Annotated in this window: 20 protein-coding genes; 5 read left to right on the forward strand and 15 right to left on the reverse strand. The window is 65.4% G+C overall.

Features of this window, described 5'->3' with window-relative positions; genetic code table 11:
• The gene (locus AC3FMM_RS24655; RefSeq protein ID WP_488687610.1) at positions 1-1230 is read right to left on the reverse strand and encodes a DUF5677 domain-containing protein; all 1230 of its coding nucleotides are present in this window, start codon (positions 1228-1230) and stop codon (positions 1-3) included.
• 480 nt (positions 1231-1710) lie between these two features.
• On the opposite strand from AC3FMM_RS24655, the gene AC3FMM_RS24660 reads away from it, so the two are divergent.
• On the forward strand, positions 1711-1926 hold the full coding sequence (locus AC3FMM_RS24660; RefSeq protein ID WP_488687611.1) for a SymE family type I addiction module toxin: 216 nt from the start codon (positions 1711-1713) through the stop codon (positions 1924-1926).
• 94 nt (positions 1927-2020) lie between these two features.
• Here the strand turns inward: AC3FMM_RS24660 and AC3FMM_RS24665 are convergent, their stop codons facing one another.
• From AC3FMM_RS24665 to AC3FMM_RS24700, 8 genes are all read right to left on the reverse strand, one after another.
• Entirely contained in the window at positions 2021-4525 is a 2505-nt protein-coding gene (locus AC3FMM_RS24665; RefSeq protein WP_488687612.1) for a TIR domain-containing protein, read from the reverse strand.
• Positions 4526-4744: 219 nt separating this feature from the next.
• The gene (locus AC3FMM_RS24670) at positions 4745-5932 is read right to left on the reverse strand and encodes a ribonucleotide-diphosphate reductase subunit beta (RefSeq protein WP_227313555.1); all 1188 of its coding nucleotides are present in this window, start codon (positions 5930-5932) and stop codon (positions 4745-4747) included.
• 153 nt (positions 5933-6085) lie between these two features.
• Positions 6086-9025 (reverse strand): ribonucleoside-diphosphate reductase subunit alpha, encoded by a 2940-nt coding sequence (locus tag AC3FMM_RS24675; RefSeq protein WP_488687613.1) that lies wholly within the window; start codon positions 9023-9025, stop codon positions 6086-6088.
• A gap of 494 nt (positions 9026-9519) precedes the next feature.
• Positions 9520-10140, reverse strand: coding sequence for a 1,6-anhydro-N-acetylmuramyl-L-alanine amidase AmpD (ampD, locus tag AC3FMM_RS24680; protein WP_488687614.1), 621 nt, complete (start codon positions 10138-10140; stop codon positions 9520-9522).
• The gene (locus AC3FMM_RS24685) at positions 10137-11780 is read right to left on the reverse strand and encodes a sigma-54-dependent transcriptional regulator (RefSeq protein WP_488687615.1); all 1644 of its coding nucleotides are present in this window, start codon (positions 11778-11780) and stop codon (positions 10137-10139) included. Before AC3FMM_RS24685 ends, ampD begins: the two co-directional genes overlap by 4 nt.
• A 24-nt stretch (positions 11781-11804) precedes the next feature.
• Positions 11805-13967 (reverse strand): sensor histidine kinase, encoded by a 2163-nt coding sequence (locus tag AC3FMM_RS24690; protein WP_488687616.1) that lies wholly within the window; start codon positions 13965-13967, stop codon positions 11805-11807.
• Positions 13964-14281 carry a PP0621 family protein gene (locus tag AC3FMM_RS24695; RefSeq protein WP_116313108.1) on the reverse strand — a complete coding sequence of 106 codons (318 nt, stop codon included), beginning with the start codon at positions 14279-14281 and terminating at the stop codon, positions 13964-13966. Before AC3FMM_RS24695 ends, AC3FMM_RS24690 begins: the two co-directional genes overlap by 4 nt.
• A gap of 6 nt (positions 14282-14287) precedes the next feature.
• Positions 14288-15235 carry a cytochrome C assembly family protein gene (locus AC3FMM_RS24700; protein ID WP_115681166.1) on the reverse strand — a complete coding sequence of 316 codons (948 nt, stop codon included), beginning with the start codon at positions 15233-15235 and terminating at the stop codon, positions 14288-14290.
• Between the two features lie 142 nt (positions 15236-15377).
• On the opposite strand from AC3FMM_RS24700, the gene ffh reads away from it, so the two are divergent.
• On the forward strand, positions 15378-16772 hold the full coding sequence (gene ffh, locus AC3FMM_RS24705) for a signal recognition particle protein (protein WP_115704852.1): 1395 nt from the start codon (positions 15378-15380) through the stop codon (positions 16770-16772).
• A 52-nt stretch (positions 16773-16824) separates the two neighbouring features.
• Positions 16825-17367, forward strand: a complete 543-nt coding sequence (locus AC3FMM_RS24710; RefSeq protein ID WP_115681168.1) for a hypoxanthine-guanine phosphoribosyltransferase — start codon at positions 16825-16827, stop codon at positions 17365-17367.
• A 58-nt stretch (positions 17368-17425) separates the two neighbouring features.
• Here AC3FMM_RS24710 and AC3FMM_RS24715 read toward each other — a convergent pair whose 3' ends face one another.
• From AC3FMM_RS24715 to AC3FMM_RS24740, 6 genes are all read right to left on the reverse strand, one after another.
• A complete protein-coding gene (locus tag AC3FMM_RS24715) occupies positions 17426-18049 on the reverse strand; it encodes a LysE family translocator (RefSeq protein ID WP_115710871.1) in 624 nt (207 codons plus the stop codon).
• A gap of 104 nt (positions 18050-18153) precedes the next feature.
• Positions 18154-18816 carry a LysE family translocator gene (locus AC3FMM_RS24720; protein WP_488687617.1) on the reverse strand — a complete coding sequence of 221 codons (663 nt, stop codon included), beginning with the start codon at positions 18814-18816 and terminating at the stop codon, positions 18154-18156.
• Positions 18817-18904: 88 nt separating this feature from the next.
• Complete coding sequence (locus tag AC3FMM_RS24725) at positions 18905-19786, reverse strand: AraC family transcriptional regulator (RefSeq protein WP_488687618.1); 882 nt, start codon at positions 19784-19786, stop codon at positions 18905-18907.
• Positions 19750-20640, reverse strand: coding sequence for a 2OG-Fe(II) oxygenase (locus tag AC3FMM_RS24730; protein ID WP_326347939.1), 891 nt, complete (start codon positions 20638-20640; stop codon positions 19750-19752). The genes AC3FMM_RS24725 and AC3FMM_RS24730 overlap by 37 nt, the downstream gene beginning before the upstream one ends.
• On the reverse strand, positions 20637-21398 hold the full coding sequence (locus AC3FMM_RS24735) for a lytic transglycosylase domain-containing protein (RefSeq protein WP_414248961.1): 762 nt from the start codon (positions 21396-21398) through the stop codon (positions 20637-20639). The genes AC3FMM_RS24730 and AC3FMM_RS24735 overlap by 4 nt, the downstream gene beginning before the upstream one ends.
• A 5-nt stretch (positions 21399-21403) precedes the next feature.
• Entirely contained in the window at positions 21404-23125 is a 1722-nt protein-coding gene (locus tag AC3FMM_RS24740; RefSeq protein WP_488687619.1) for a proline--tRNA ligase, read from the reverse strand.
• 193 nt (positions 23126-23318) lie between these two features.
• Here AC3FMM_RS24740 and AC3FMM_RS24745 point away from each other — a divergent pair, with 193 nt between their 5' ends.
• The gene (locus AC3FMM_RS24745; RefSeq protein WP_115681175.1) at positions 23319-24002 is read left to right on the forward strand and encodes an RNA pyrophosphohydrolase; all 684 of its coding nucleotides are present in this window, start codon (positions 23319-23321) and stop codon (positions 24000-24002) included.
• Positions 23995-24576 (forward strand): CNP1-like family protein, encoded by a 582-nt coding sequence (locus AC3FMM_RS24750; protein ID WP_115681176.1) that lies wholly within the window; start codon positions 23995-23997, stop codon positions 24574-24576. Before AC3FMM_RS24745 ends, AC3FMM_RS24750 begins: the two co-directional genes overlap by 8 nt.
• Positions 24577-24588 lie beyond the last annotated feature (12 nt).

Raw genomic sequence — 24588 nt, forward strand, 5'->3', positions numbered from 1 at the left:
TTATCCTTCAGTCGTCTTGAATAGCAGTTCGCGTGCTGGATAGTTAATGCGGAACGCATGCGGCTCGGCTAGTGCCCGCTCGAGAGCCTCGCCTGTGGTCGGTCCCTCGTTGAGCTTCACGCTCCAGAAATAGGGGTCGAAATACTTGAGTTCGGTACCACCCTCATCGGAGTCGTCGCGCTCGAGTATCTCGTCGCCGGTCGGCCGATATATGAGAGTCGTCCTATAGGCCGACTCACTTGTCCTCTTGAAGCGTATGGAGAGTGTATCGGAAGCGTTATGAAGATGCTCCGCGCCGACAGCGAGGGCAGGAGGATTAGCCGTCAGATCGGAGACATCGGGTTCCGGGGGCGGCGACGGCGACGGCGACTTATAGACTGCAAACAGGTCATGGATGTTGTCCCTCGTCGCAACGAGGAGCGTGGCTGCCATACTTAAACAGAGCGCGGAATAGTTCTCCTCCGACGGACTCGGCAGCCCCCGCCCTCGATCGTCTCCAGCATGACCGATTCGATAAAAGGACATGGGTAGCGCGTGGACATGGCCCGAAAACAGCACATAGAGCCAGCGGAAAGTTCTAAGGTCGATGCCGGCGCGCTCCGCGATAACTTCCATCGGAAAGAGATAGGCGGTTTGACCGTGGAGCAGGCGCTTGTGCTGCTTCTTGTCGATCGTGACTAAGAATGGGTTGGCGAGCAGGCGTGATCGAATCTCCTCCGCAGCCTCGCGCAGGGCTTCTACCTCACTCCCATTCTCGAGTGCCTCGAACATGCGGATGCGCGACGTGCAGTCATGGAGATTGAATAAATTCCAGCGGAACTGCCACTCGTCTTCCGGGCATTTATCCGCACACAGATAATAGAAGGCGACGCGCAACTCGATGAGTGTGCGAGCAATACCAGTCATCGAGCTATAGTCCCAATGCTCGATTTTTTTGTCTGCCCAAGGACTGTGCGGCGCCAGCATCAGTAGGCTCACGCACTTTGTAATCATGAGCGTGAACAGAACTGACGCATAAAAAAGTTGACTGGTGGGCGACGGAATGCCCGCGTAGGAACGAGAAACAAAGATGCAATCGCGGACAATCTCATCAAGCATCTGTAGCCGCTCGAGATAGGATTCCGATGGTTCTGGGCCGAGCGCGCCTAAGTCAACGACTTCGTCTACGCTCGGCGTGCTTTGTTCTTTGGGCGTTTGATCAACTGCTGGCTGATGCGAACCGTCCTTCATTCTCTCGTTCCCATAGTGGCCAAGCCGTCCATTCGGCTAGGTGCCTCGACTGAATGATACGGGTATCGACGCCAAAGCTTTGCGAAAGTCGATACCTTCGTTGCGGCCAGGGGTGAGGCTTTCCCTGCGGACAGGGTCAATAGGCTCACGAGGAAGGGGGACAGATCTATTTCTGATCTTGAAATAGATCTGTCCTTTTTCGTCTACTCGCCTTTCGTCTAAAGGGACGTGCACTTATCGGCGGTCGCTGGCGGAAGACTTGTTGCTTAGCCTAGTCAATGGTGCTGAACACACCTCTTACAGCGACTCGACCACGCTCGACAGTCCGTGGTTCTTTGCGTCCATAGCTCTTGCTATGGCCGGGTAACGCGCAGTCATACAAGACCCGTAAGGGGAAAACTGCGGGCCGTCTGTGAGCGGTGTTCAAAGTACCTGGCCGCCCCATGAACAGGGCGAAATGCGATCTCACAGGAGTTGGCTATGGCGAAACGATCTGCTGGTGCGCAGGTGCGCATTATCAAGACCGGGCGCACTTTTTACCCGGTTGCTCAAACAAGCAATAACAGATTTGCTGGGCTACGGGCGATCCCTTGGATTCGACTGCGGGGTATTTGGCTTGAGAAAGCCGGCTTCAGCATTGGACAGTTGCTGAAAGTCAGGGTAGAGCATAAGAAGGTCGTGATTTCCGTAGAGTGAGACGAGCGCGAGGTGGGGGGCAACGGACCCCCTACCGATCGTGAGCCGCCGTGCACGGGGACGGTTACCTCGTACCGACCGTTGCATCAAGAAATTACGAATTTGTGTGGCCTCCGTTCATTTTCCTTGCCGGCGCGCCGGCCGAGAACGCTGTGAGCTTGTCGACAAACCTTCCGCGCGCCTCGTCTGTGAAGTGCTTTGCAACTTCCGCTGCTCTTCTCATTGCGGTAGGCAGGTCACCTTGCACGGCCGCGAGATAGGCGCGCTGTACCGCTAGCGTCTTTGCCGACAAGTTCACGCCGTCTTTCGCAAGGGCCTCGAGGCGGTCCAGCGCATCCTGCATAGAGTCTTCATTGCGGAAGCTCAGACCGATGTCGAACTTCGCTAGCATCGGATAAATGACGCGGGGGAACGCCCTAATGGCGTCATCGATTAGTTCAAGTGCCCGATAGTCATGTGCGCATCTCGCGGAAATAAGGGCTCGCCCAATCATTGCCATCTGGCGGGCACGCTCGCTCCCAACGGTCTCCAACTCGGTGCAAAGCAATTCAAGGTCGGGACGATGTTGTTCTGGATTACTGCCCATCACGAGTGCACGGAAGTATGCCTGGATGTGGAACTGATTTGTCCGGTTCTCCTCATAATTCTTCCGAGCCAGATCTCTCGCCTCGTCGTACTGCTCCATCTGCAGCAAGACTTCAACAAGCTCCCGTTTTGCCCGAACGCCGACGAAGGGTGCCGTAACGACGCGGGTGAGTCGCTCGACGGCATCACGCTGGCGGCCAACCAGACGATAATAGTAACCTAGGATAAAGTGGTGCTCATCCCCGTGAATGCGCTGAGCTTCGTCTAGCACACGGGGATCTCGCAGACGTGCAAGTACTAGACAAAGGTAGTAGCGTACATCTTGGACAAGCTGCGGATCAAGGTTTCGTTCTTTCGCTAGAAGTACGTCCGCCAATTGGACGGCGCGCTTCAAGCTACCCCGGTCGTAGTAAAGCTCCTTAATGGCTCGCAGCATGTGCGAAGGAATCAGAAATCTGGGTTCTAGGCTTTGGCCATTAGCGAGCGCATTCTTCACCACAAATGCGACGCGTGACGAATCATAATCGTCCCAGTTCCCTCGACGGATGTCGGCTTCGACTGCGATATTGACCGCTCTCCTTAGCTCGGGCGCCAAGCTGAGATCGTTTCTCTTCACATAATCGCGGACAGAGTCAACCAATCTCACGAACTCCCCCTCCGCTCCAATCAGCTCACACACATGCTCAGACACAAGTTCGCCGATGATGGCCGCTAGCCGAGCCTCATTAAATATTTGGCAAAGGAACTCGACACTGAAGACTTCAGACTGCGCAAGGAGCCGGATAACGTTTAGCGCCTCATCGTTCGCTTGGAAAGGGCGCAATAGCATTGACGCCTTCTCGCCGTTGAACTCGACTATTTCATGGGATCGGTCAAAAGCACCCTTGACGCCGAATCGCGCGACGAGGTCCACAGCGAAGAACACTTCATCGGGAAATCCGTGGAGGAGATCGGCGAACGCTTCGAAATCTTCATTGCTGATAGTGATCTCCTCAATCTTTAGGAGACGAGCAAAGAGTCGGCGGCGTTCGGAGGGATCCAGCTCGCCAAGGGAGCAAGAAAAGACCGTCGACGATAGAGAGCGAGCCGAGCCGGGACTGAGTGCCCAGCGCGAGGCTACAAAGATCAATGGCTTACCGAATAGATCTACATTGTTGACGATGTCGGCGAACCAGGGTGCTAACGTTCTCTCAAAGGTGACAAGGCACCCTTCATCGAGCAAGATCACTCGCTCTTTGAACTCCATCAGATCCTTGAGCAAGCTCACCGCGATTGCCACCTTCTCATCGAGTGTGCGCTCGGTCAGTTCCAAGGCGGGATAGGTCTGGACCGATGCTCCAAGGTCCAAAAGTCGGAGAATAAAGTCTTCGATGCTCGCGTGTCGGTCGAGATGAAGGACGGGGAAATCCTTGTCCGGCCCAACAAGAGCTAGCTTCCGCAAGGCATTTAAGATCAGTGCACGGCGACCAATGGAAGGAGGACCGCCAACGACCGAGAGCACAGGCTTAGATTGGCTGTAGTCATCGAAGCGACGCTCGAACGCCTCAATCTGCGTATTGCGCCCCACAAAAACACTGTCCCGCTCTTTTAGCTTTGGATGTTTCGCCCAGCTCGCTTGTCTCAACTTCTGTTGTATCCGACGCGCAGCGATAACCGGCCGAGTGACTAATCTCAGGTTATAGTTTTCGCTGAGCCACTTCGGAATGCGTGGATCATCGTGAGCTACGTTACGGTCGATCACAATGGGGTAAATATATTTGAGTGAACCGCTCTTCAATCGAACCAATGCACCATCTACCTCTTGCCGAACCCATTCAGACTTAAGCGAATTGTCGGAAATGAATAGGCAGAACACCGTACTCTCATCCAAGCCACGAATGATCTCGCTGAGGTTCTGTTCTCCAGACTCGAACGAAACTTCGTCATATACGATGTCTTCCGCCGTGAGGCGTGCCGCGACGATTCCGACATAGCCCTCTTTGTCAGCGCTCGAGTGGGATAGAAAAGCCTTCATTGTCGATCCTTATGAGTTTCACGTGCGCCCCGATAGGGCTAGCTCATCGCAATGCTCGTATGAGCAAAATAACCTTTAGCGCATCGGACGTGGTGTCGAGCCCTTGGCCTTGGTTGCATGAGATCGGGGTTGTTCAAATGGCTGCTTCTGGCCGATAGCAGCCAGCCACCTTGGACAAAAAAATGGGAGCCATCAGCTCCCATTTTCCATCTCTAAAACTTAATCCCAGCTCAGCGCCCCACCCGTCTGATACTCAATAACGCGTGTCTCAAAGAAGTTCCGCTCCTTCTTCAGATCAATCATCTCGCTCATCCACGGGAACGGGTTCTCTTCATTCGGGAACAGCTGGTCAAGCCCAATTTGCTGGCAACGACGATTGCAGATGAACCGCAGATACGACTTGAACATCGGCGCATTCAGACCAAGCACCCCACGCGGCATCGTGTCCTCAGCGTAGCGGTATTCCAGGTCAACAGCCTTCTTGAACAGTTCCGTGATTTCGGCCTTGAATTCAGCCGTCCAAAGATGCGGATTCTCCAGCTTGATCTGATTAATCAGGTCAATCCCAAAATTGCAGTGCAGCGACTCATCCCGCAGGATGTACTGATACTGCTCCGCAGCGCCAGTCATCTTGTTCTGCCGCCCCATCGCCAGGATCTGCGTGAAGCCCACATAGAAGAACAGCCCTTCCATGATGCAGGCGAACACGATCAGCGACTTCAGCAGCTTCTGGTCGTTTTCCGGCGTGCCGGTCTTGAACGACGGGTCGGTCAGCGTGTCGATGAACGGGATCAGGAACTCGTCCTTGTCGCGGATCGACTGCACTTCGTGGTACGCGTTGAAGATCTCGGCTTCGTTCAGGCCCAGCGACTCAACGATGTACTGGTAGGCGTGCGTGTGGATGGCCTCTTCAAAGGCCTGGCGCAGCAGGTACTGGCGGCATTCCGGCGCGGTGATCTGGCGGTAGGTGCCCAGCACGATGTTGTTGGCGGCCAGCGAGTCGGCAGTGACGAAGAAGCCGAGGTTGCGCTTGATGATGCGGCGCTCGTCTTCGGTCAGGCCGTTGGGGTCTTTCCACAGGGCGATGTCGCGGGACATGTTGATTTCCTGCGGCATCCAGTGGTTGGCGCAGCCGGCCAGGTACTTTTCCCACGCCCACTTGTACTTGAACGGGACCAGCTGGTTGACGTCGGTCGAGCCGTTGATCACGCGCTTGTCGGCGGCGTTGACGCGGCGGTTGCTCTGCGCGGCGGCGGCGTTGGGGTTGTTGCCCAGGATGCCGGCTTGCGTGGCGCTCGGCGGCAGGACGCCTTGCTGGTCAGCGGTGGCAGCCGATGCGGCGGGTTGCAGGGCAGGCTGCGGTGCGGCCTGCGGGGTGGCTTGAACGTCGTCGTCCCAGCTCAGCATGATGTGGTTCTCCGTGATTCGGTTTGGGGGCGGCGGGTGGTCAGGTTTGACTTGTCACTTCGTGGTGGCGCCGGCCCTCACCCCCGCCCCTCTCCCGCGAGCGGGAGAGGGGAGCAAACAGGGGGTGGTTTTTGCTCTCTAGTCTTTCTTGCCTTATTGGCAGGCTTCGCACTCTTCGAAGCCGGGGTCGCCCGGGCGCATCGTGCAGACCGCGCCTTCGGCTTCCGGCATGGCCGGGGCCGAGGCGGCCGCTGCGTCCAGGGCCGAGCCGCTGTCGCTGCCTGACGACACGGCGTTCAGCGAGCCGCGCGACACGGTGGACTTCTCCACGTGCGTGGCAGCCATGGTGCGCAGGTAGTACGTGGTCTTCAGGCCGCGCACCCATGCCAGCTTGTAGGTGTCGTCCAGCTTCTTGCCCGACGCGCCGGCCATGTAGATGTTCAGCGACTGGGCCTGGTCGATCCACTTCTGGCGGCGGCTGGCGGCTTCCACCAGCCAGGTCGGCTCGACTTCGAACGCGGTGGCGTAGATGTCGCGCAGGTCTTGCGGGATGCGGTCGATGCGCGACAGCGAGCCGTCGAAGTACTTCAGGTCGGCAACCATCACCTCGTCCCACAGGCCGCGTTCCTTCAGGTCGCGCACCAGGTAGTCGTTGACCACGGTGAACTCGCCCGACAGGTTGGACTTGACGTACAGGTTCTGGAAGGTCGGCTCGATGCAGGCCGACACGCCGATGATGTTCGAAATGGTCGCGGTCGGGGCGATCGCGATGCAGTTCGAGTTGCGCATGCCGTGCTGCTTGATGCGGGCGCGCAGGCTGTCCCAGTCCATGGTGCTGGACAGGTCCACTTCCAGGTAGCCGCCGCGCTCTTCGGCCAGCAGCTTGAGCGAGTCTTGCGGCAGGATGCCACGGTCCCACAGCGAACCTTCGTAGGTGCTGTAGCGGCCGCGCTCTTCGGCCAGCTCGGTCGAAGCCTGGTAGGCGTAGTAGCACACGGCTTCCATGGAGGTGTCGGCGAACTGCACCGCGGCCTTGCTGGCGTACGGCGTGCGCAGCACGTGCAGGCAGTCCTGGAAGCCCATGATGCCCATGCCGACCGGACGGTGGCGCAGGTTGGAGTTGCGGGCCTTCTCGACAGCGTAGTAGTTGATGTCGATGACGTTGTCGAGCATGCGCATCGCGGTGCGCACGGTCTTCTGCAGCTTGGCGTGATCCAGCGCGTAGGTGCCATCGGCCTGCCTGGCCAGGTGGGCGACCAGGTTGACCGAGCCCAGGTTGCACACGGCGATCTCGCTGTCGTTGGTATTGAGCGTGATTTCCGTGCACAGGTTGGAGCTGTGCACCACGCCCACGTGCTGCTGCGGGCTGCGGATGTTGCACGGATCCTTGAAGGTGATCCACGGGTGGCCGGTCTCGAACAGCATGCCCAGCATCTTGCGCCACAGTTGCAGCGCCGGCAGCTTCTTGAACAGCTTCAGTTCGCCGCTGGCGGCCTTGGCTTCATAGCCCAGGTAGGCCTTTTCGAATTCCTTGCCGACCTTGTCGTGCAGGTCCGGGCAGGTGGCGGGCGAGAACAGCGTCCACTCGCCGCCTTCCATCACGCGCTTCATGAACAGGTCCGGAATCCAGTTGGCCGTGTTCATGTCGTGGGTGCGGCGGCGGTCGTCGCCGGTGTTCTTGCGCAGTTCCAGGAATTCTTCGATGTCCAGGTGCCACGTTTCCAGGTAGGCGCAGACCGCGCCCTTGCGCTTGCCGCCCTGGTTCACGGCCACGGCGGTGTCGTTCACCACCTTCAGGAACGGGACCACGCCTTGCGACTTGCCGTTGGTGCCCTTGATGTGCGAGCCGAGCGCGCGCACGTTGGTCCAGTCATTGCCCAGGCCGCCGGCAAACTTGGACAGCAGCGCGTTTTCCTTCAGCGCTTCATAGATGCCTTCCAGGTCGTCCGAGACGGTGGTCAGGTAGCACGACGACAGCTGCGAGCGGCGGGTGCCGGAGTTGAACAGGGTCGGCGTGGACGACATGAAGTCGAACGACGACAGCAGCTGGTAGAACTCGATGGCGCGCGCTTCGCGGTCCTTCTCGTTCAGCGCCAGGCCCATGGCCACGCGCATGAAGAAGGCCTGCGGCATTTCGATGCGGGTTTCATCGATATGCAGGAAGTAGCGGTCGTACAGGGTCTGCAGGCCCAGGTAGTTGAACTGGAAGTCGCGGCCGGCGTCCAGCGCGGCGCCCAGGCGGGCCAGGTCATAGGTGGCCAGCTTTTCGTCCAGCAGCTCGGCTTCGATGCCGCGCGCGATGAACTTGGGGAAGTACTCGGCGTAGCGGGCCGACATCTCCGACTGGGTCACTTCGGTGCCCAGGATTTCCTTGCGGATGGTGTGCAGCAGGATGCGGGCGGTGACCTGGCTGTAGTCCGGGTCCTTTTCGATCAGGGTACGCGCGGCCAGGATGGCGGAGTCGTACACCTGCGTCATCGGCACGCCTTCGTACAGGTTCTTCAGCGTTTCCTTCAGGATCGGCTCGGCGCTGACGGCATTGCCCAGGCCCGAGCAGGCGTTGTCGATCAGGGCGTGCAGCGCGACGATGTCCAGCGGCTTGGTCACGCCGGCGTCGGTCACGTTGATGCTGATGCCGGCTTGCTGGACGCGCGCCACGGCCTCGGCGCTGGCACTGGCGCGCTCTGCCTTGCGCTTTTCGCGGTACAGCACGTAGGCGCGGGCCACTTCATGCTCGCCCGAGCGCATCAGCGACAGTTCGACCTGGTCCTGCACGTCTTCGATATGGATGGCGCCACCGCTCGGGCGGCTGCGCACCAGCGCGCGCACCACGTTGTCGGTCAGCTGCTCGACGATCTCGCGCACGCGCGCGCTCGCGGCGCCCTGCCCGCCGTTGACGGCGAGGAAGGCCTTGGTCATGGCAACGGCGATCTTGGACGGCTCGAACGCCACCACGGCACCGTTGCGACGAATGATCTTGTGATCCGGGTAGTTCGTGGTCGCGGCGCTGGGGGTCTGCTGCGTGGTCGAAGCCTGGCTGGCAACGCCGGCGGCGGCGCCACCCGTGGTGATTTCGTTCTGGGCCGTTTGCATGAGAACTCCTGTTTTTACCCTGGCAATAAGAGACAAAAGAGTCCCTGGCGAAATGCGGCGAAAAAGAACGTCCCTCCCGGCTGCAATAGCGGGTGCGACAGACTGCCTTTACGTGAACATTTCGCCAGGGACTCTTGTGATGCCGGCCTTGCGGGGAGGTTTGCAGTCGATACGCGAACTTCGCGGCTGCTGCCTCGCTCTTGGGGCCGGCTCCCCGGTTTGACTACTAGATATAGTGTGTGACGCGGAAAACTGGGCTAAGTATAGTGAAACGAATCCGAATGACCAGTCTTGACAACCGCTTTTTCGGGAACGCCGGCGGCTGTGCGGCAGCGCCACATGCCCGCAAGCCTAGTACTCGCAAGGGTTTCGGCCAGACCGTTCGCAACTGCACATTTCACAAAAATTTTTTTGATTGTTGCTAGGTTGCGATAGCCCCACACGGACGTGGGGCATGTGCGCCGGGATGGGGCGCACAAGTGCGGGGAATGACGTCAGGAATCCGTCACATGCCCTGCTGCGCCCGGGCACTGGTAGGGCAGCATGCCCGCCGCCACGCCGGCCTGCCTGGCAAACCGGGCCCAGTCGAAATGCGGGCCGGGATCGGTCTTGCGGCCCGGCGCGATGTCGCTGTGGCCGGCAATCGCGCGGATCGGATAGGCGGCCATCAGCGCGGGGACCAGCGCCGCCACGGTGTCGTACTGGGCCTTGGTGAACGGCAGGTCGTCGCAGCCTTCGATCTCGATGCCGATCGAAAAATCGTTGCAGCGCGCGCGGCCGAAGAAGTCTGACTGCCCGGCATGCCAGGCGCGCTGCGTGCACGGCACGAACTGCACCAGTTCGCCCGTGCGCGTCACCAGGAAGTGCGCCGACACCTGGACCTGGTGGATGGTGGCAAAGAACGGGTGCTTGTCGGGATCGAGCCGGTTCTGGAAGAAGGCCTCGATGTCGCCGCTGCCGAACTGGCCGGGCGGCAGGCTGATGTTGTGCAGCACCACCAGGTCCACCGGCATGCCGTCCGGGCGCGCGTCGAAATTGGGCGACGGCACGCGCCGGGCGGCGGGCACCCAGCCGTCGGCACCGGGCAGATAGGACGAAGGCGCGGGCGCGGTCATGGCGTGCCCTCGCCTTCCACGGCGCCGCGGTCGCCAGCGTCCATGGCCTCGCGGATGCCCAGCTGCTGGATGCGGTAGCGCAGCTGGCGCAGGTTCAGGCCCAGCAGCGGCGCGGCCGCGGTGCGGTTGAAGTTGGTCTGCGCCAGCGCCTGCAGGATCAGTTCGCGCTCTACGGCTTCCAGCCTGGCGGGCAGGTCGATCGGGAAGACGATGCCGCGGCAGGCGCGCTCGGCGGGGTCGCCGGCAGGCTCGGGTTCAGGCGCGGCGGCAGCGGCCGCCGGTGGCGGCTCGGCCGGAACCAGCGCAGGCGTGGCGGCGGCCGGCGCGGCGCCGCCCGCTGCCGTGCCCCATGGCGCATAAGGGTATGGCGCCACCGGCTGCGGCACCATCGCCGGCACCATCGCCGGCGCCGGCGCCGGCATCAGCCCGGCGCGCCCGGCGCCCGCGTCCAGCGGCCCCAGGTCGGCCAGTTCGATGTCGTCGCTCTCGGCAAACGCGTAGGCGCGCTCGAGCAGGTTTTCCAGCTCGCGCACATTGCCCGGGAATGGATAGGCCGCCAGCCGCTGCAGCGCCGCCGGCGACAGCCGCTTGGGATGTGCATCGCCGTAGCGCACCGCCAGGTGGTCCAGGATGGCGCGCGCCAGCACCGGGATGTCTTCGCCGCGCTCGCGCAGCGTGGGCATGCGCAGCGCCAGCACGTTCAGCCGGTAATACAGGTCTTGACGGAACTGCCCCGCCGCCACCATCGCGGCCAGGTCCTTGTGGCTGGCGCACATCACGCGCACGTCGACGGCGTCTTCGCGGCTGGCGCCGATCTTGCGCACGCGGCGCTCCTGCAGCGCGCGCAGCAGCTTGACCTGCATCGGCAACGGCAGGTCGGCCACTTCGTCGAGCAGCAGCGTGCCACCGTTGGCGGCCTGGAAGAAGCCGCCGCGCTCGGCATCGGCGCCGGTGAACGCCCCTTTGACGTAGCCGAAGAACTCGGACTCCATCAGGTTTTCGGGGATGGCGCCGCAGTTGACGGCGACGAACGGATGCGCGGCGCGCGCGCTGGTGGCGTGGATGGCGCGCGCGGCGCGCTCTTTGCCGCTGCCGGATTCGCCGCTGATCACCACCGGCGCCATGCTGCGCGCCAGCCGCGACAGCGAGCGGCGCACCTCCTGCATCGCTGCGGAATGGCCGGGCAGCAGCGCCGCGGCGCGGTCGGCGGCCTGCTCGGCCGCCGCTGCGGCGTCGGCATCGGCGTTGTCGCGCGGCTGGCGGCCCAGTGCATTCAGCACCAGGCTGCGCAGCTGCTCCAGCGACACCGGCTTGGCGATGTAGTCGAAGGCGCCCGCCTTGAGCGCCTCCACGGCGTTGTCGGCGCTGCCGTAGGCGGTGATCACCGCCACCGGGATGCGTTCCGGCGCGGCCGACAGCTGGCGCACGATCTCGATGCCCAGCCCGTCGCCCAGGCGCATGTCGGTCAGCACCAGGCTGTAGGGGCCCTGCGCCAGCTTTTCGCGCGCCTCGGCCAGCGAGCCGGCCAGCACCACGTCATGGCCCATGCGGCGGATGGAGATGTCCAGCAGCTCGCGCAGGTCGGCCTCGTCGTCGATGACCAGGATGGGATCGGGCGCGCGGGACGTTCGGGGTGGCATGGGTGATGGCGGAAAGGAGACGGGTCAGACGGCGGCCGCCGCGGCAGCCTCTGCGCTCTCGATGCGCAAGGTCAGCACGAAGGCCTTGCCCGGCAGTGTATCGCGCGCGCTGGAGGCCAGCATGCCGGTGCGCTCGATCAGCGCCGGCAGCGAGATGGTGCCGTAGCGCACCTGCGCGTCATTGGCGCCGCACAGCTCGCGCGCCATGAACAGGCCCAGCCCGGTGCCCTGGGCGTTGCTGGTGAAGAACGGCTCGAACAGGCTGCGCTGGTGTTCGCGCGCCACCTCGGCGCCGTCGTTCCAGACGATCAGCTCGGCATGGTGCTGGTCCAGCGCGTGCGCCAGCAGCCGGATCGAGCCGGGCAGCCGGCTGCAGTAGCGCCAGGCGTTGTCGAGCAGGTTGCCCAGCACCTGCTGCAGTTGCGAGGCATCGAACACCACCGGCTGGGCCACGTCGACGGTCAGGCGGATGGCATTGGCGTTGATGTCGGTGCGGCCCGCCGGGCGGGTCTCGCCGGCGCGCGGGCGGCGCTGGCGCATTTCGGCGCGCCAGCGCTCGACGATCTCCGGCAGCGCCTGCGCCAGGTGCACGGTGCTGCGGCCAGTGCGCGGGCGGCGCGACATCTGCAGCACGTCGGACACCACCTGGTCCAGCCGGCGCACGTTGTCGTGGATGATGCGCAGCAGGCGGGCGTCGATATCGACATCGGCGGCGCCCGGCTCCTGCGCGGCCAGGTCCTGCGCGACCGGATGGTGCCGGCCGGAATCGCCCAGCAGTTCGCTGGCCTGGCTGATCGCCGCCAGCGGGTTGCGGATCTGGTGCGCGATGCTGGCCACCAGCCGGCCCATGGCGGCCAGCTTTTCCTGCTGCACCTGCTCGGCGATGCGTTCCCAGCTTTCGATATGGACCAGCACGGTGTCGCGCATCTCGCTGCGCAGCAGCGCCTCATCCTCCTGCGACCACGCCATCGCCTCGTTCTGGGCGATGGCCAGGCGCAGGCGCGCGGCGGCTTCGGGCGACAGCTCGTTCCACGCGGCGGTATCGAGCGCGGCCGGCACGGTGCGGCCATGCGCCATGGTCGAACGCAGCCCGGCCAGGCCCGGCAGCACAAAGCGCAGCCGCAGCCGGGTATGCTGCATGGTGCCGTCGGCCAGCGCGGCGCCGGAGGCCATCGGCAGCAGCTGCAGGATGCGCGGCACGTCGTCCTTGCTGCGCAGCCAGTCGCGCAGCATTTCCATCAGCGGCTGCAGGCGCGGGATGCGGCGCAGGTCGAACAGCACGGTATCGCCGCCGCCCGGCCCGGCTCCGCCAGCGGGCGCGCCACCCAGCTTGCGCGAGTAGATGCGCTCGTGCGGCTGCACGCCCAGCAGCACCACCGCGGCGGGATTGGCGGCCACCACCGCGCCGTTGGCACGCACCAGCATCACGCCGTCCTGCATGTCGTTGACCATCAGCCGGTTGACCAGCTGCTGCAGGCGCAGCTCCTGCTCGCGCGCCAGCGCCAGGCGCTCCTGCGCAAGCTGGCGGTTGGCCAGCATGTACATCAGCAGCGCGGCGATCATGAACACCAGCCCGAACAGGCCCGAGCCCAGCAGCCCGGCATCGGCCTGGCGCAGCAGGATGGTGTGCATGAACGGCCCGCTCATCACCACCAGCGCGGAAATCGCCGCGGCAAACAGCGCGAACAGCAGGCTGGTCAGCGCGCCGGCTTCCAGCGCCGGCAGCAGGAAGATCATGGCCAGGCCCTCGGCGTGTCCGCCCCGGCCCAGCACGCTGAAGACCAGCGCCAGCAGCGCCAGGTCGGCCAGCACCTGCACCCGCACGCGCAGGTGGAAATGCCGGCGCCACAGCGTGCCCGCCAGCATCGCCAGGGCAATGCCAAGGTAAGGGACGGCGACGGCCATGGCCGCCGCATGCTCGATCCCGCCCATGGCCTCCAGGCCGAAAGGCAAGGCGGGGATGGCGGCAGTGAAGGGGGAAGCGGCCGTACCGGCAACGCCGGCGGGCGGCTCGCCGCGCCGCATCAGCGCAAAGCCGACCAGCAGCAGGCCCACGGCGACGCGGGTCCAGCAGAAATAGCGCAGCAGGCGCCAGTGGAAGTCAGGCGGCTCGGGCTGGCGCCACAGCTGCGCCAGGCCGCGCCAGGCGTTCAGCCGCTGCCAGGCCGACGGCGCCGGCTGGGTCATGGGCGCGGGCCGCTGCTGCCGCTGCCGCTCTCGCTGCCGTCGCTGGTTTCGGTGCGGCTTTCGTCGGGCAGGTGGCTGCGCCGGCAGTAGTGCAGGCCGCGCCAGGCAATGGCGTCGCCCTGCGGCAGGTGTACGCCACACTGGGCGCACTGGACCATGCGCTCGGCGGCGGCGTCGGGCATGCCGGCCGCGGCGTGGTCGCTGGCCTCGCGCGCCTGGCGGGCGCGATGCTCGGCCAGCCGGGCCTCGGCGCGGGCGCGCAGCCACCAGAAGACGCCCAGCACCACGGCCAGCAGGATCAGGATACGTGCCATGGCAAATCAGAGCCGGTGCAGGACGACTTCAATCACGAAACGGCTGCCGACATAGGCCAGCAGCAGGATGCCGAACGAGGCGATGACCCAGCGCAGCGCCACCTTGCCGCGCCAGCCGCGGAAGATGCGCCCGGCCAGGATGCCGCCGAACATGGCCCACGAGATCAGCGCGAACACCGTCTTGTGGTCCAGCCGGAAGGCGCGCCCGAACAGCTCTTCGGAAAACAGCAGGCCCGAGCCGATGGTCAGCGTCAGCAGCACGAAGCCGGCGCCGATCAGCCGGAACAGCAGCTTCTCCAGCGTCAGCAGCGGCGGCAGCAGGTCCAGCCAGCGCCCCAGCCACTGGCCGGGCTGCGGCGCCGACGGCCGCGCCGGCGCGTGGCGGAAGCCGTGCAGGCGGCGCTCGGCCAGCAGCATCAGGAAGGCATGGAAGGCGGCCAGCGTGAACAGCCCGTAGGCCACGTTGGCGATGATGAAATGCAGCTTGAACAGCGGCCGCGCCGCGTAGCCCAGGATCTGCGAGCCGGGAAAGGCCAGCGGCATCAGGCTGGCCACCAGCGCCACCGGAATCACGATCAGTCCCAGCCCCGCCAGCGAAAAGAAGAAGCTCTCGATCCAGTAGATGCCCACGCCCAGCCACAGCATGGCCGACAGCGCGAAGGCGAAGCCGAACATCATGCGCTCGGCCGGGAAGATGGTTTCATGCAGCAGCATGCCGTGGCTGGCCAGCGCGGCCAGCATCAGCACGTGCCACCACGCCGGGCGTCCCTCGCCGTGGGCGCCGCCGGCCGGGGGGATGGGGCCGCCGCCCGCCACCAGCACGGCCGCGGCCGAGTTGCCCGCCGGGCCGGTGGAGCCGGCAGCAGCGGCCACGCGCGGATGGCGCGTGGCCCAGCCGTGCCAGGCCAGGCCGCAATAGAGAAGTGCCGTCAGGGCATACAGTACAATGACCATTTACGCAGTTTACCTTAGTGCCCACGGACGGTGGCGGCCCGCTTGAACCTGTGTGACCGGTGTTCCAGGCCTGCCCCGTGTGCCGGACCGCGTCCGATTTTCAGCCCCGAGCCCTGCTCCGACTTCTCCCCCGATTCCTGCCATGCTGGACAATCTCACTCAACGCCTGGCGCGTGTGGTCAAGACCATGCGCGGCGAGGCGCGCCTGACCGAGGCCAACACCGCCGAGATGCTGCGCGAAGTGCGCCTTGCCATGCTCGAAGCCGACGTGGCACTGCCGGTCGTGCGCGAATTCGTGGCCCGCGTGAAGGAAAAGGCCATGGGCGAAGAGGTGGTCAGCAGCCTGACCCCGGGCCAGGCCCTGGTCGGCGTGGTCCAGCGCGAGCTGACTGCGGTGATCGGCGGCGCCGAGGCCGCCAGCGGCAACAATAAAGAATCCGAGCTGAACCTCGCGGTGCAGCCGCCCGCCATCATCCTGATGGCCGGCCTGCAGGGCGCGGGCAAGACCACCACCGCCGGCAAGCTGGCCAAGTGGCTCAAGGAAAACAAAAAGAAGAAGGTGCTGACGGTCTCGTGCGACGTCTACCGCCCCGCCGCCATCGCCCAGCTCAAGACCGTGTCCGAGCAGGTCGGCGCCGAGTTCTTCCCGTCGCAGCCCGACCAGAAGCCGGTCGACATCGCCCGCGCGGCGGTGGACTGGGCGCGCAAGCATTACCACGACGTGCTGATCGTCGATACGGCCGGCCGGTTGGGTATCGACGAGGCGATGATGCAGGAAATCGCCGCGCTGCACGCCGAACTGAAGCCGGCCGAAACCCTGTTCGTGGTCGATGCCATGCTCGGCCAGGACGCGGTCAACACCGCCAAGGCCTTCAATGACACCCTGCCGCTGACCGGCGTGGTGCTGACCAAGCTGGACGGCGATGCGCGCGGCGGCGCGGCACTGTCGGTGCGCCATATCACCGGCCGCCCGATCAAGTTCGTCGGCGTCGGCGAAAAGCTCGATGGCCTGGAGCCCTTCTACCCGGACCGCATGGCCCAGCGCATCCTGGGCATGGGCGACATCCTCGCGCTGGTCGAGGAAGCCCAGCGCGGCGTGGACATGGAAGCGGCCGAGAAGCTGGCCAAGAAGATCAAGAAGACCGGCGATTTCGACCTGGAAGACTTCAAGGCGCAGATCGGCCAGATGAAGAAGATGGGCGGCCTGGGCAGCCTGGTCGACAAGCTGCCGGCGCAGTTCGCGCAGCAGGCGCAGGGCGCCAACATGGATCAGGCCGAGAAGCAGGTGGCGCGCATGGAAGGCATCATCAACAGCATGACGCCGGCCGAGCGCGCGAAGCCGGACCTGATCAAGGCCAGCCGCAAGCGCCGCATTGCCGCGGGCGCCGGCGTGCCGGTGCAGGAGGTCAACCGCCTGCTCAACCAGTTCGACCAGATGCAGTCCATGATGAAGAAGCTCAAGGGCGGCGGCATGATGAAGATGATGCGCCAGATGGGCGCGATGAAGGGCGGCATGAAGGGCCTCTTCAACCGCTGAAGCCCGCCGCGCAAGCCGAACTGCCTCCCCGCAAAAGAACAGGAAAGACATCATGATGAGCGCCGAACAGGCCCGCGAGCTGTGGGCCAATTCCGAAGAAATCGTCTCCGCCGAAGAAGTCCAGGCTTCGCTGGACCGCATGGCCGCGGACATCACCGCCAGGATGGGCAATGACTTCCCGCTGGTGCTGTCGGTAATGGGCGGCGCGGTGGTCTTCACCGGCATGCTGCTGCCCAAGCTGGCGTTCCCGCTGGAGTTCGACTACATCCACCTCTCGCGCTACAACAACAAGACCGTCGGCGGCGAGATGCAATGGCGCGTGGCCCCGCGCGAATCGGTCAAGGACCGCGTGGTGCTGGTGCTGGACGACATCCTCGATGAAGGCGAGACCATGGCCGCCATCCGCCAGCGCATCATGGACATGGGCGCCCGGGAATTCCACGCGGCGGTGCTGTGCGAGAAGACACTGCGCAAGCCCAAGCCCATGCACCCGGATTTTTGCGGCTTTGCCGTGCCGGACCGCTATGTGTTCGGTTGCGGGATGGATGCCAAGGGGTATTGGCGAAACCTGGATTCGATCCGGGCGCTGGTTTGATTTAGCTGGACTGAAGGTTTGCTCCCCTCTCCCGCGCACGGGAGAGGGAGAAAACAGGTCAAGCCTGGTGCGACCCCAGAATCGGCCACAGCGACGCCAGCAGCAGCACCGCCATCCCGATATTGAACACCCGCAGCACCTTCGGCCGCGCCAGCCAGCGCCGCAGCGCCGAGCCGCACAACGCCCACATCGCCACGCTGGGCAGGTTCACCACCCCGAAGATCCCCGCCAGCAGCAACACGTTGAGCCACAGGTTGCCGTGCAGCACATAGGTGCTGCACGCGCCGACCGCCATCACCCAAGCCTTGGGATTGACCCACTGGAACGCCGCGGCGGCCCAGAAACCCATCGGCCGCGCCACCTGCTGGTCCTGCACGCCGCCGGCCGTGGCCAGCTTCCAGGCCAGCCAGACCAGGTAGACCGTCGCCACCACGCGCAGCACCTGCCAGGTCCACGGGAACGCGTGGAACAGCGACCCCAGGCCCAGCCCGACCAGCCCCACCATCAGCGCGAAACCGATGCTGACGCCCAGCAGGTGCGGCACGGTGCGCAGGAAGCCAAAGTTCACGCCCGACGCGAGCAGCATCGTATTATTCGGACCGGGGGTGATCGACGACACCAGGGCAAAGCCGGCAAAGGCGGCAAAGACACCGGTGCCGGCGGCGAGTTGGGACACTTCCATGACTGACTCCAGGGGCGTTCATGTGCTTTCGGGAAATCAGTCTACGGCCACTCAACGGTACAGTACCGGTACACTTTGCAGGAAATGCGCCGATACAGGGCCGCTCACCGTAGCGCATGCCAGGCGATGCCCAGCGCCACCAGCCAGAGGACAACCCCGGTCAGGCGCTCGACCCACCGCACCGACCGCCCGAAGCGCGCGGCCATCGCCGGATGGCCGATGCCGTAGGCCACCAGCAGGTCCCAGCCGAGCACGACGGCGAACATCCAGACTCCATAGGCCAGTTGCACCGCCGGCGGCGTGCGGCTGGCGGCCAGCACCGAGAACAGGCTGGCGTAGAACAGCCCGTTCTTCGGGTTCAGCACGGCGGACAGGAAGCCGCTGGCGAGCTGGGCCAGCCAGGCTGCGGGCGCGGGCGAGGCGGCAGCATCCGCCGCCGGCATCGACAGTTCGCCGCAGGCGTTCAGCAGGCGCCAGCCCAGCCACGCCAGGTAGGCACAGCCGGCCCACTGCAACGCCGCGAACAGTTGCGGCGAGTCCCGCATCGCGGCGACGCCGGCCAGCGCCAGGCCGATAAAGACACCATTGCCCAGCGCGATGCCCAGGCACACGGCGCCGGCGCGTCGCGGCCCGTGCAGCAGCGCGCTGCGCACCACCAGGAAGAAATCCGGCCCCGGGCTGAGCAGCGCCAGCGCATGCGCGCCGGCCACCATGGCAAATTGCTGCCAAGGCAATGCCCCGCGGGCGAGATCGAAAGCCATGTCCATGCCGACCCTCCGTAAAGAGTCCGCAGTGTGGTGCGCACGGCGGTGGCCGGTCTTGAAGAAAGTTGCGGTGTCGCGCCAGGCCGGCGCCTCAGGCGGCGCGTTGGTACCCGCGCGGTGTCATGGCCACGCGCTGCTTGAAGGCGCGCTGGAAATGGCTCTGGTCGGCAAAGCCCAGCGCCAGGGCGACCTCGGCCAGCGCCGCGCCCTGCCGCAGCAGGCGGCGCCCATGCTGGATGCGCAGGTCGAGCTGGTAGGCGTGCGGTGTCATGCCGGTTTCGGCGCGGAAGGCCCGCACCAGGTGGTAACGGCTCAGGCCGCAGGCGCGCGCCAGCTCGGCCAGCGGCAGCCGCTCGGCATGGCGCTCGCGCAGCAGCTCGCACAATTGCGCCACGCGGGCGGAGACGGAGGCCGGCACCGGCAGTGTCCGGGTGCTTGCGCCGTTATCGATGGCGGCATGCAGGTCGCCGATGAAGGCCACCAGCGCGGCCTCTTTCTCGACGCTGTCGGCGGGCGAGAACAACGCGCCGTTCAACTCGCAGACCAGCCGGTAAACCTCCGGCGACGTCATCACGCGTGCCGGCAGCCAGGCCCGCGCCGCGCTGTCCTCGTCGAGCACGGCCGCGACCCAGGCCGGGTCGAAATGCAGCATCTGGTAGCTCCAGCACCCGTCCGGCACGGGATTGCAGGCATGGACCTGGTGCGCCGGGATCACCACCACCGCGCCCGCTCCGAGCACGGCGCTTTCATCGCCGCAGGCAAAGCGGCTGGTACCGCCGTCGACGGCGCCGACCGACAGGGTGGGATGGCTATGCGGCAGGTAGCTGGCGCTGCTGTGGCTGGCGCGCCGGCTTTCGGCAAAGGGCAGCGCGGGATCCGCCCACCAGCGGCTGGCGGCCGGTGCGGCCGGTGCCCCCGGCCTGGCTGCGGGACGGCTCACGCCGCGCTGCGGTACGGCCGTTCGCGCAGCCATTTGGTGGCGATCCACTTTTCGCCGGCGGCCACCGGCAGGCCGGCGTGCAGGGTGCGGTCGTCGAGCGTGCCGTCGGGCAGCAGGTAGCTGAAGTAGACCGCGTTGCCCTTGACCGGCGCCACCTCCAGGCCCACGCGCGGGAACGCGGTGGCGCCGCCCGCCTCGGGCGTGTTCAGGTAGATCACCAGCGTGGCGATGCGCTGCCCGCCGACGGACAGCTGCCGCGCTTCGCCGGGACGCTGCGGGTTGAAGTAGTCGAAGTGTGGCTGGTACTCGCCGCCCGGCTTGTAGTTGAGGATCTGCAGCCCTTCGCCATGCTCGGCCGGCACTCCGGTGACCGCGGCGATGCGGGCTTCGATGCGCGCGATCAGGGCGTGCTCGGCCACCTGGAACATCGCCCCCATGCTGGTGCGGGCGTCGATCAGGTTCTCGTCGCCGGTGTCGGGATTGACCACCGGCGAGCGCGCCAGCCGGCCGCGCGACAGCGCCACCAGCGCATCGCACTCGTCGTCGCTCAGCAGTTGCTGGAACAGCTGCACCTGCGGCGACGCCAGCCGGAACAGGACGGGTACCCGGCGGTCGCCGCCATCGGCGGCGTAGACCGCGGGCATGCCGGCCGCCGCAGGTTCAGCTTGCGCGGGCCGTGCCGGCGCCGCGTCGCCGTTGTCCTGGGCAAACGCCGCAGCCACCGACCGGCGCGCGAAGGCGTCGTCGTAGCCCGAGCGCAGCATCGACAGCACCAGCGCATCGGCGGCAAAGCCCTGGGCGATATGCCGGGCCAGCCATTGTTCGAGTTCGGGCGAGGATTCGGTGTAGCCGGCCTTGCCGCCGGCTACGGATGCTTCGCGGATCATGACGGATTGGCTGCGACGCGCTGCGACGAGAACGGGTTGCGGGCCGGCGGCTCCGCCACCGGTGCGCGCGGGCGCGACGGCGCGATCTCGGCATCGCCGGCCACGGTGACGGTGGCTTCGGAATACTGCCAGCGCTTCCACGCCGCCAGCACCGCGTTGGGATATTCCGGGCGGCCGCGGCTGCCGTTGTAGCGGCCCAGCGCCAGGTACAGGTCGCCCTGCTCGCGGTCCAGGTAATAGCGCAGGATGGTGCAGCCGTAGCGCAGGTTGCTCTGCAGGTGGAACAGCTTGCGCGCATCGCTGTCGCCGATGGCGCGCACCCAGAATGGCATCACCTGCATCAGCCCGCGCGCGCCGGCCGAACTGATCGCGTACTTGCGGAAGTTGCTTTCGACCTGGATCAGGCCCAGCACCAGCGCGGGCTCCAGGCCGGCGCGCTTGGCCTCGTAGTAGGCCACCTCGATCAGCTCGACCCGCACCTGCGGCTCGGGGATGCGCGCGGCCAGCCGCGCCGACATCTCGCCCAGCCACTTCAGGTAGGCCAGGCGCTCGCCGCCGGACGCGAACACCGGCCGCAGCGGCCGGTCATCGGCAATGGCCGCGGCCAGCGCGCCGCGCACGGAGTCGGCCAGGTCTTCTTCCTTCTGCGCGCCGGCATGCGCCGCCGTGGCCGCCAGGGCCAGCAGCGCTACCAGCAGCGCGCCTGCCAGGCGGCGCGCGGCGGCTGCTGCGGCGCTCAGGCCGCGGACGGCGCGCATGGGCCTCAGTTCGCCAGCAGGTTGCGCACGTGGCCGACCACTTCGGCCACGCTGACGGCGGTGGCCTGCGCGTCGCGCCGGCCCTGGTACTCGACCTTGCCCTCCTTCAGGCCCCGGTCGCCCACCACCACGCGGTGCGGCACGCCGATCAGCTCCCAGTCGGCGAACATCACGCCCGGGCGCTCGCCGCGGTCGTCGAGGATCACGTCCACGCCGGCGGCAAGCAGCTCGGCATGGATCCGGTCGGCCTCGGCCTTGACGGCTTCGGAGCGGTCGTAGCCCACCGGGCAGATCACCACGGCGAACGGCGCGATCGCGGCCGGCCAGATGATGCCGCGCTCATCGAAGTTCTGCTCGATCGCCGCGCCCAGGATACGGGTGATGCCGATGCCATAGCAGCCCATCTGCATCGGCTGGGTCTTGCCGTTCTCGTCGAGGAAGGTGGCGTTCATCGATTCCGAGTAGCGCGTGCCCAGCATGAACACGTGGCCCACCTCGATGCCGCGGCAGATCTCCAGCGTGCCCTGGCCGTCCGGCGAGGCGTCGCCCGCCACCACGTTGCGCAGGTCGGCCACGATCGGCTCGGGCAGGTCGCGGCCCCAGTTGACGCCGGTGTAGTGGTAGTCGCGGTAGTTGGCGCCGCAGACAAAGTCGCTCATGTTGGCGACGGTGCGGTCGGCCACCACCTTGACCGGCTTCTTCATGTCGATCGGGCCCAGGTAGCCGGGGGGCGAGCCAAAGGCCTCGACGATCTCGTTCTCGGTGGCGAAGCGGAACTCGGCCAGCCCCGGCACCTTGGAGGCCTTGACCTCGTTCAGCTCGTGGTCGGCGCGGATCAGCAGCAGCCAGATCTGGACGCCGGCCTCGCCGTCGGTGGCCAGCACGATCGACTTGACGTTGGTCTCGAGCGGCAGGTTCAGGAATTCGGCGACCTGCTCGCACTTGACCTTCTCCGGGGTGAAGGTCTTGACCAGGTCCTGCGTGGGCGCGGCGCGCCCGGCCACCAGCGGCAGCGCCTCGGCGGCCTCCATGTTGGCGGCGTAGGCCGAGGTCGGGCAGTAGACGATGGCGTCTTCGCCGGTTTCGGCGATGACGTGGAACTCATGCGAGCCCGAACCGCCGATGGCGCCGTTGTCGGCGGCCACGGCGCGGAATTCCAGCCCGAAGCGGCGGAAGATGCGCACGTAGGCGTCGTACATGTTCTCGTACGACTTGCGCAGGCCGTCGGTGTCGCGGTCGAAGGAATAGGCGTCCTTCATGGTGAACTCGCGCCCGCGCATGATGCCGAAACGCGGCCGGCGCTCGTCGCGGAACTTGGTCTGGATCTGGTAGAAATTGACCGGCAGCTGCTTGTAGCTGCGGATTTCCGAGCGGGCGATATCGGTCACTACCTCTTCGGAGGTGGGCTGCACCGCGAAGTCGCGCTCATGGCGGTCCTTCAGGCGCAGCAGCTCGGGGCCCATCTTGTCCCAGCGGCCGGTTTCCTGCCACAGCTCGGCCGGCTGGATCACCGGCATCGACAGTTCCACCGCGCCGGCCCGGTTCATTTCCTCGCGCACGATGTTTTCCACCTTGCGGATCACGCGCAGCCCGATCGGCATGTAGTTGTAGATGCCGGCACCCAGCTTCTTGATCATGCCGGCGCGCATCATCAGCTTGTGCGAAACGATTTCCGCGTCGGCGGGCGCTTCCTTGAGGGTGGAAATGAAGAATTGCGAGGCTTTCATCCGTAATTTCTCTCTGGGCCGCCGAGGTCGGAAAAATCCGTCCCGGCACAATCCGGGGGACCGGCGGCGCTGAATTATGCGCACGCGCCTGAAACTGCCCTTCCGCTCGGGGAAAACCACCATCCCCCGGTCCGGGCCCGGCTGCGCGCTTCCTTTATAATCAGCGTAATTCTAAAGGATTCGAGGTGCAGTCATGCTCGATCGTGAAGGCTTTCGCCCGAACGTCGGCATCATCCTCCTCAACGCAAGAAACGAGGTTTTCTGGGGCAAGCGAATCGGCGAACACTCCTGGCAGTTCCCGCAAGGCGGCATCAAGTACGGCGAAACGCCGGAACAGGCCATGTACCGCGAACTGCATGAGGAAATCGGCCTGCTTCCGGAGCACGTCAGGATCGTCGGTCGCACGCGCGACTGGCTGCGTTACGAGGTGCCGGACAAGTTCATCCGCCGCGAGATCCGCGGCCACTACAAGGGCCAGAAACAAATCTGGTTCCTGCTGCGCATGGCCGGCAGGGACTGCGACATCCACCTGCGCGCCACCGAGCACCCTGAGTTCGATGCCTGGCGCTGGAGCCACTACTGGGTGCCGCTCGAGGCCGTGATCGAGTTCAAGCGCGATGTCTACCAGATGGCGCTGACGGAATTGTCACGCTTCCTGAACCGGCACCCGCGCGTGCCGCTCAGCCCGTATGGCACGCACGGCAACCACGGTGCGCATGGCGTGCACGGGCGCCACGGCGGGCCGCGCGGCCAGGCGCTGAGCCGGGCGCAGGCCGCCCAGCAGGCCGACGCCGACGGCAATGTCGAAGCCCCGGCCACGGCCGACTATGTTTCGCCGGCGACGCCGGTATCCACTACACGGAGCACTGATGACTAGTTTGACCGGCGTGGGCCGCCGCGGCGGCCTGAGCGCGGCCGCATTGCTGCTTGCCGCGGCCAGCCTGGCCCTGGCCGGCTGCAAGACCACCGGCAAGGAGATGGCCGAGGAAGAAAGCACCTGGAACAACCCGTTCGCGCCCAAGACCTTCGAGGAAGCCAAGGCCATGCTGCCGGCCTTGCCGCAGGAGGCCAACCTGATCCCGTTCTCGGTGGCGGGCACCGGCACACTGTCGTTCGCGGTGGACAGCAAGTCGATCTCGGTGGGCAAGGACAATGTGGTGCGCTACACCGTGGTCACCACCAGCCAGAGCGGCGCGCGCAACGTGACCTTCGAAGGCATGCGCTGCGACGCGTTCGAGCGCAAGCTGTACGCGACCCTGCCCCCGGGCGCCACCGAGTGGGTGCCCAACAGCAGCGACTACGGCGAGACCTGGCACCGCATGCAGGCCGGAGTGCGCAATGCCTACGCCGCCACGCTGGCGATCGATTTCTTCTGCGAGGGCCGCACCGTGGCCGGCAAGCCCGCCGACATGGTGCTCGAGCTGCAATCGCGCGCGCCGCACAAGCGCTGACGCAACCTGTGC

It is taken from the genome of Cupriavidus sp. 207A1 (genome assembly GCF_057798955.1).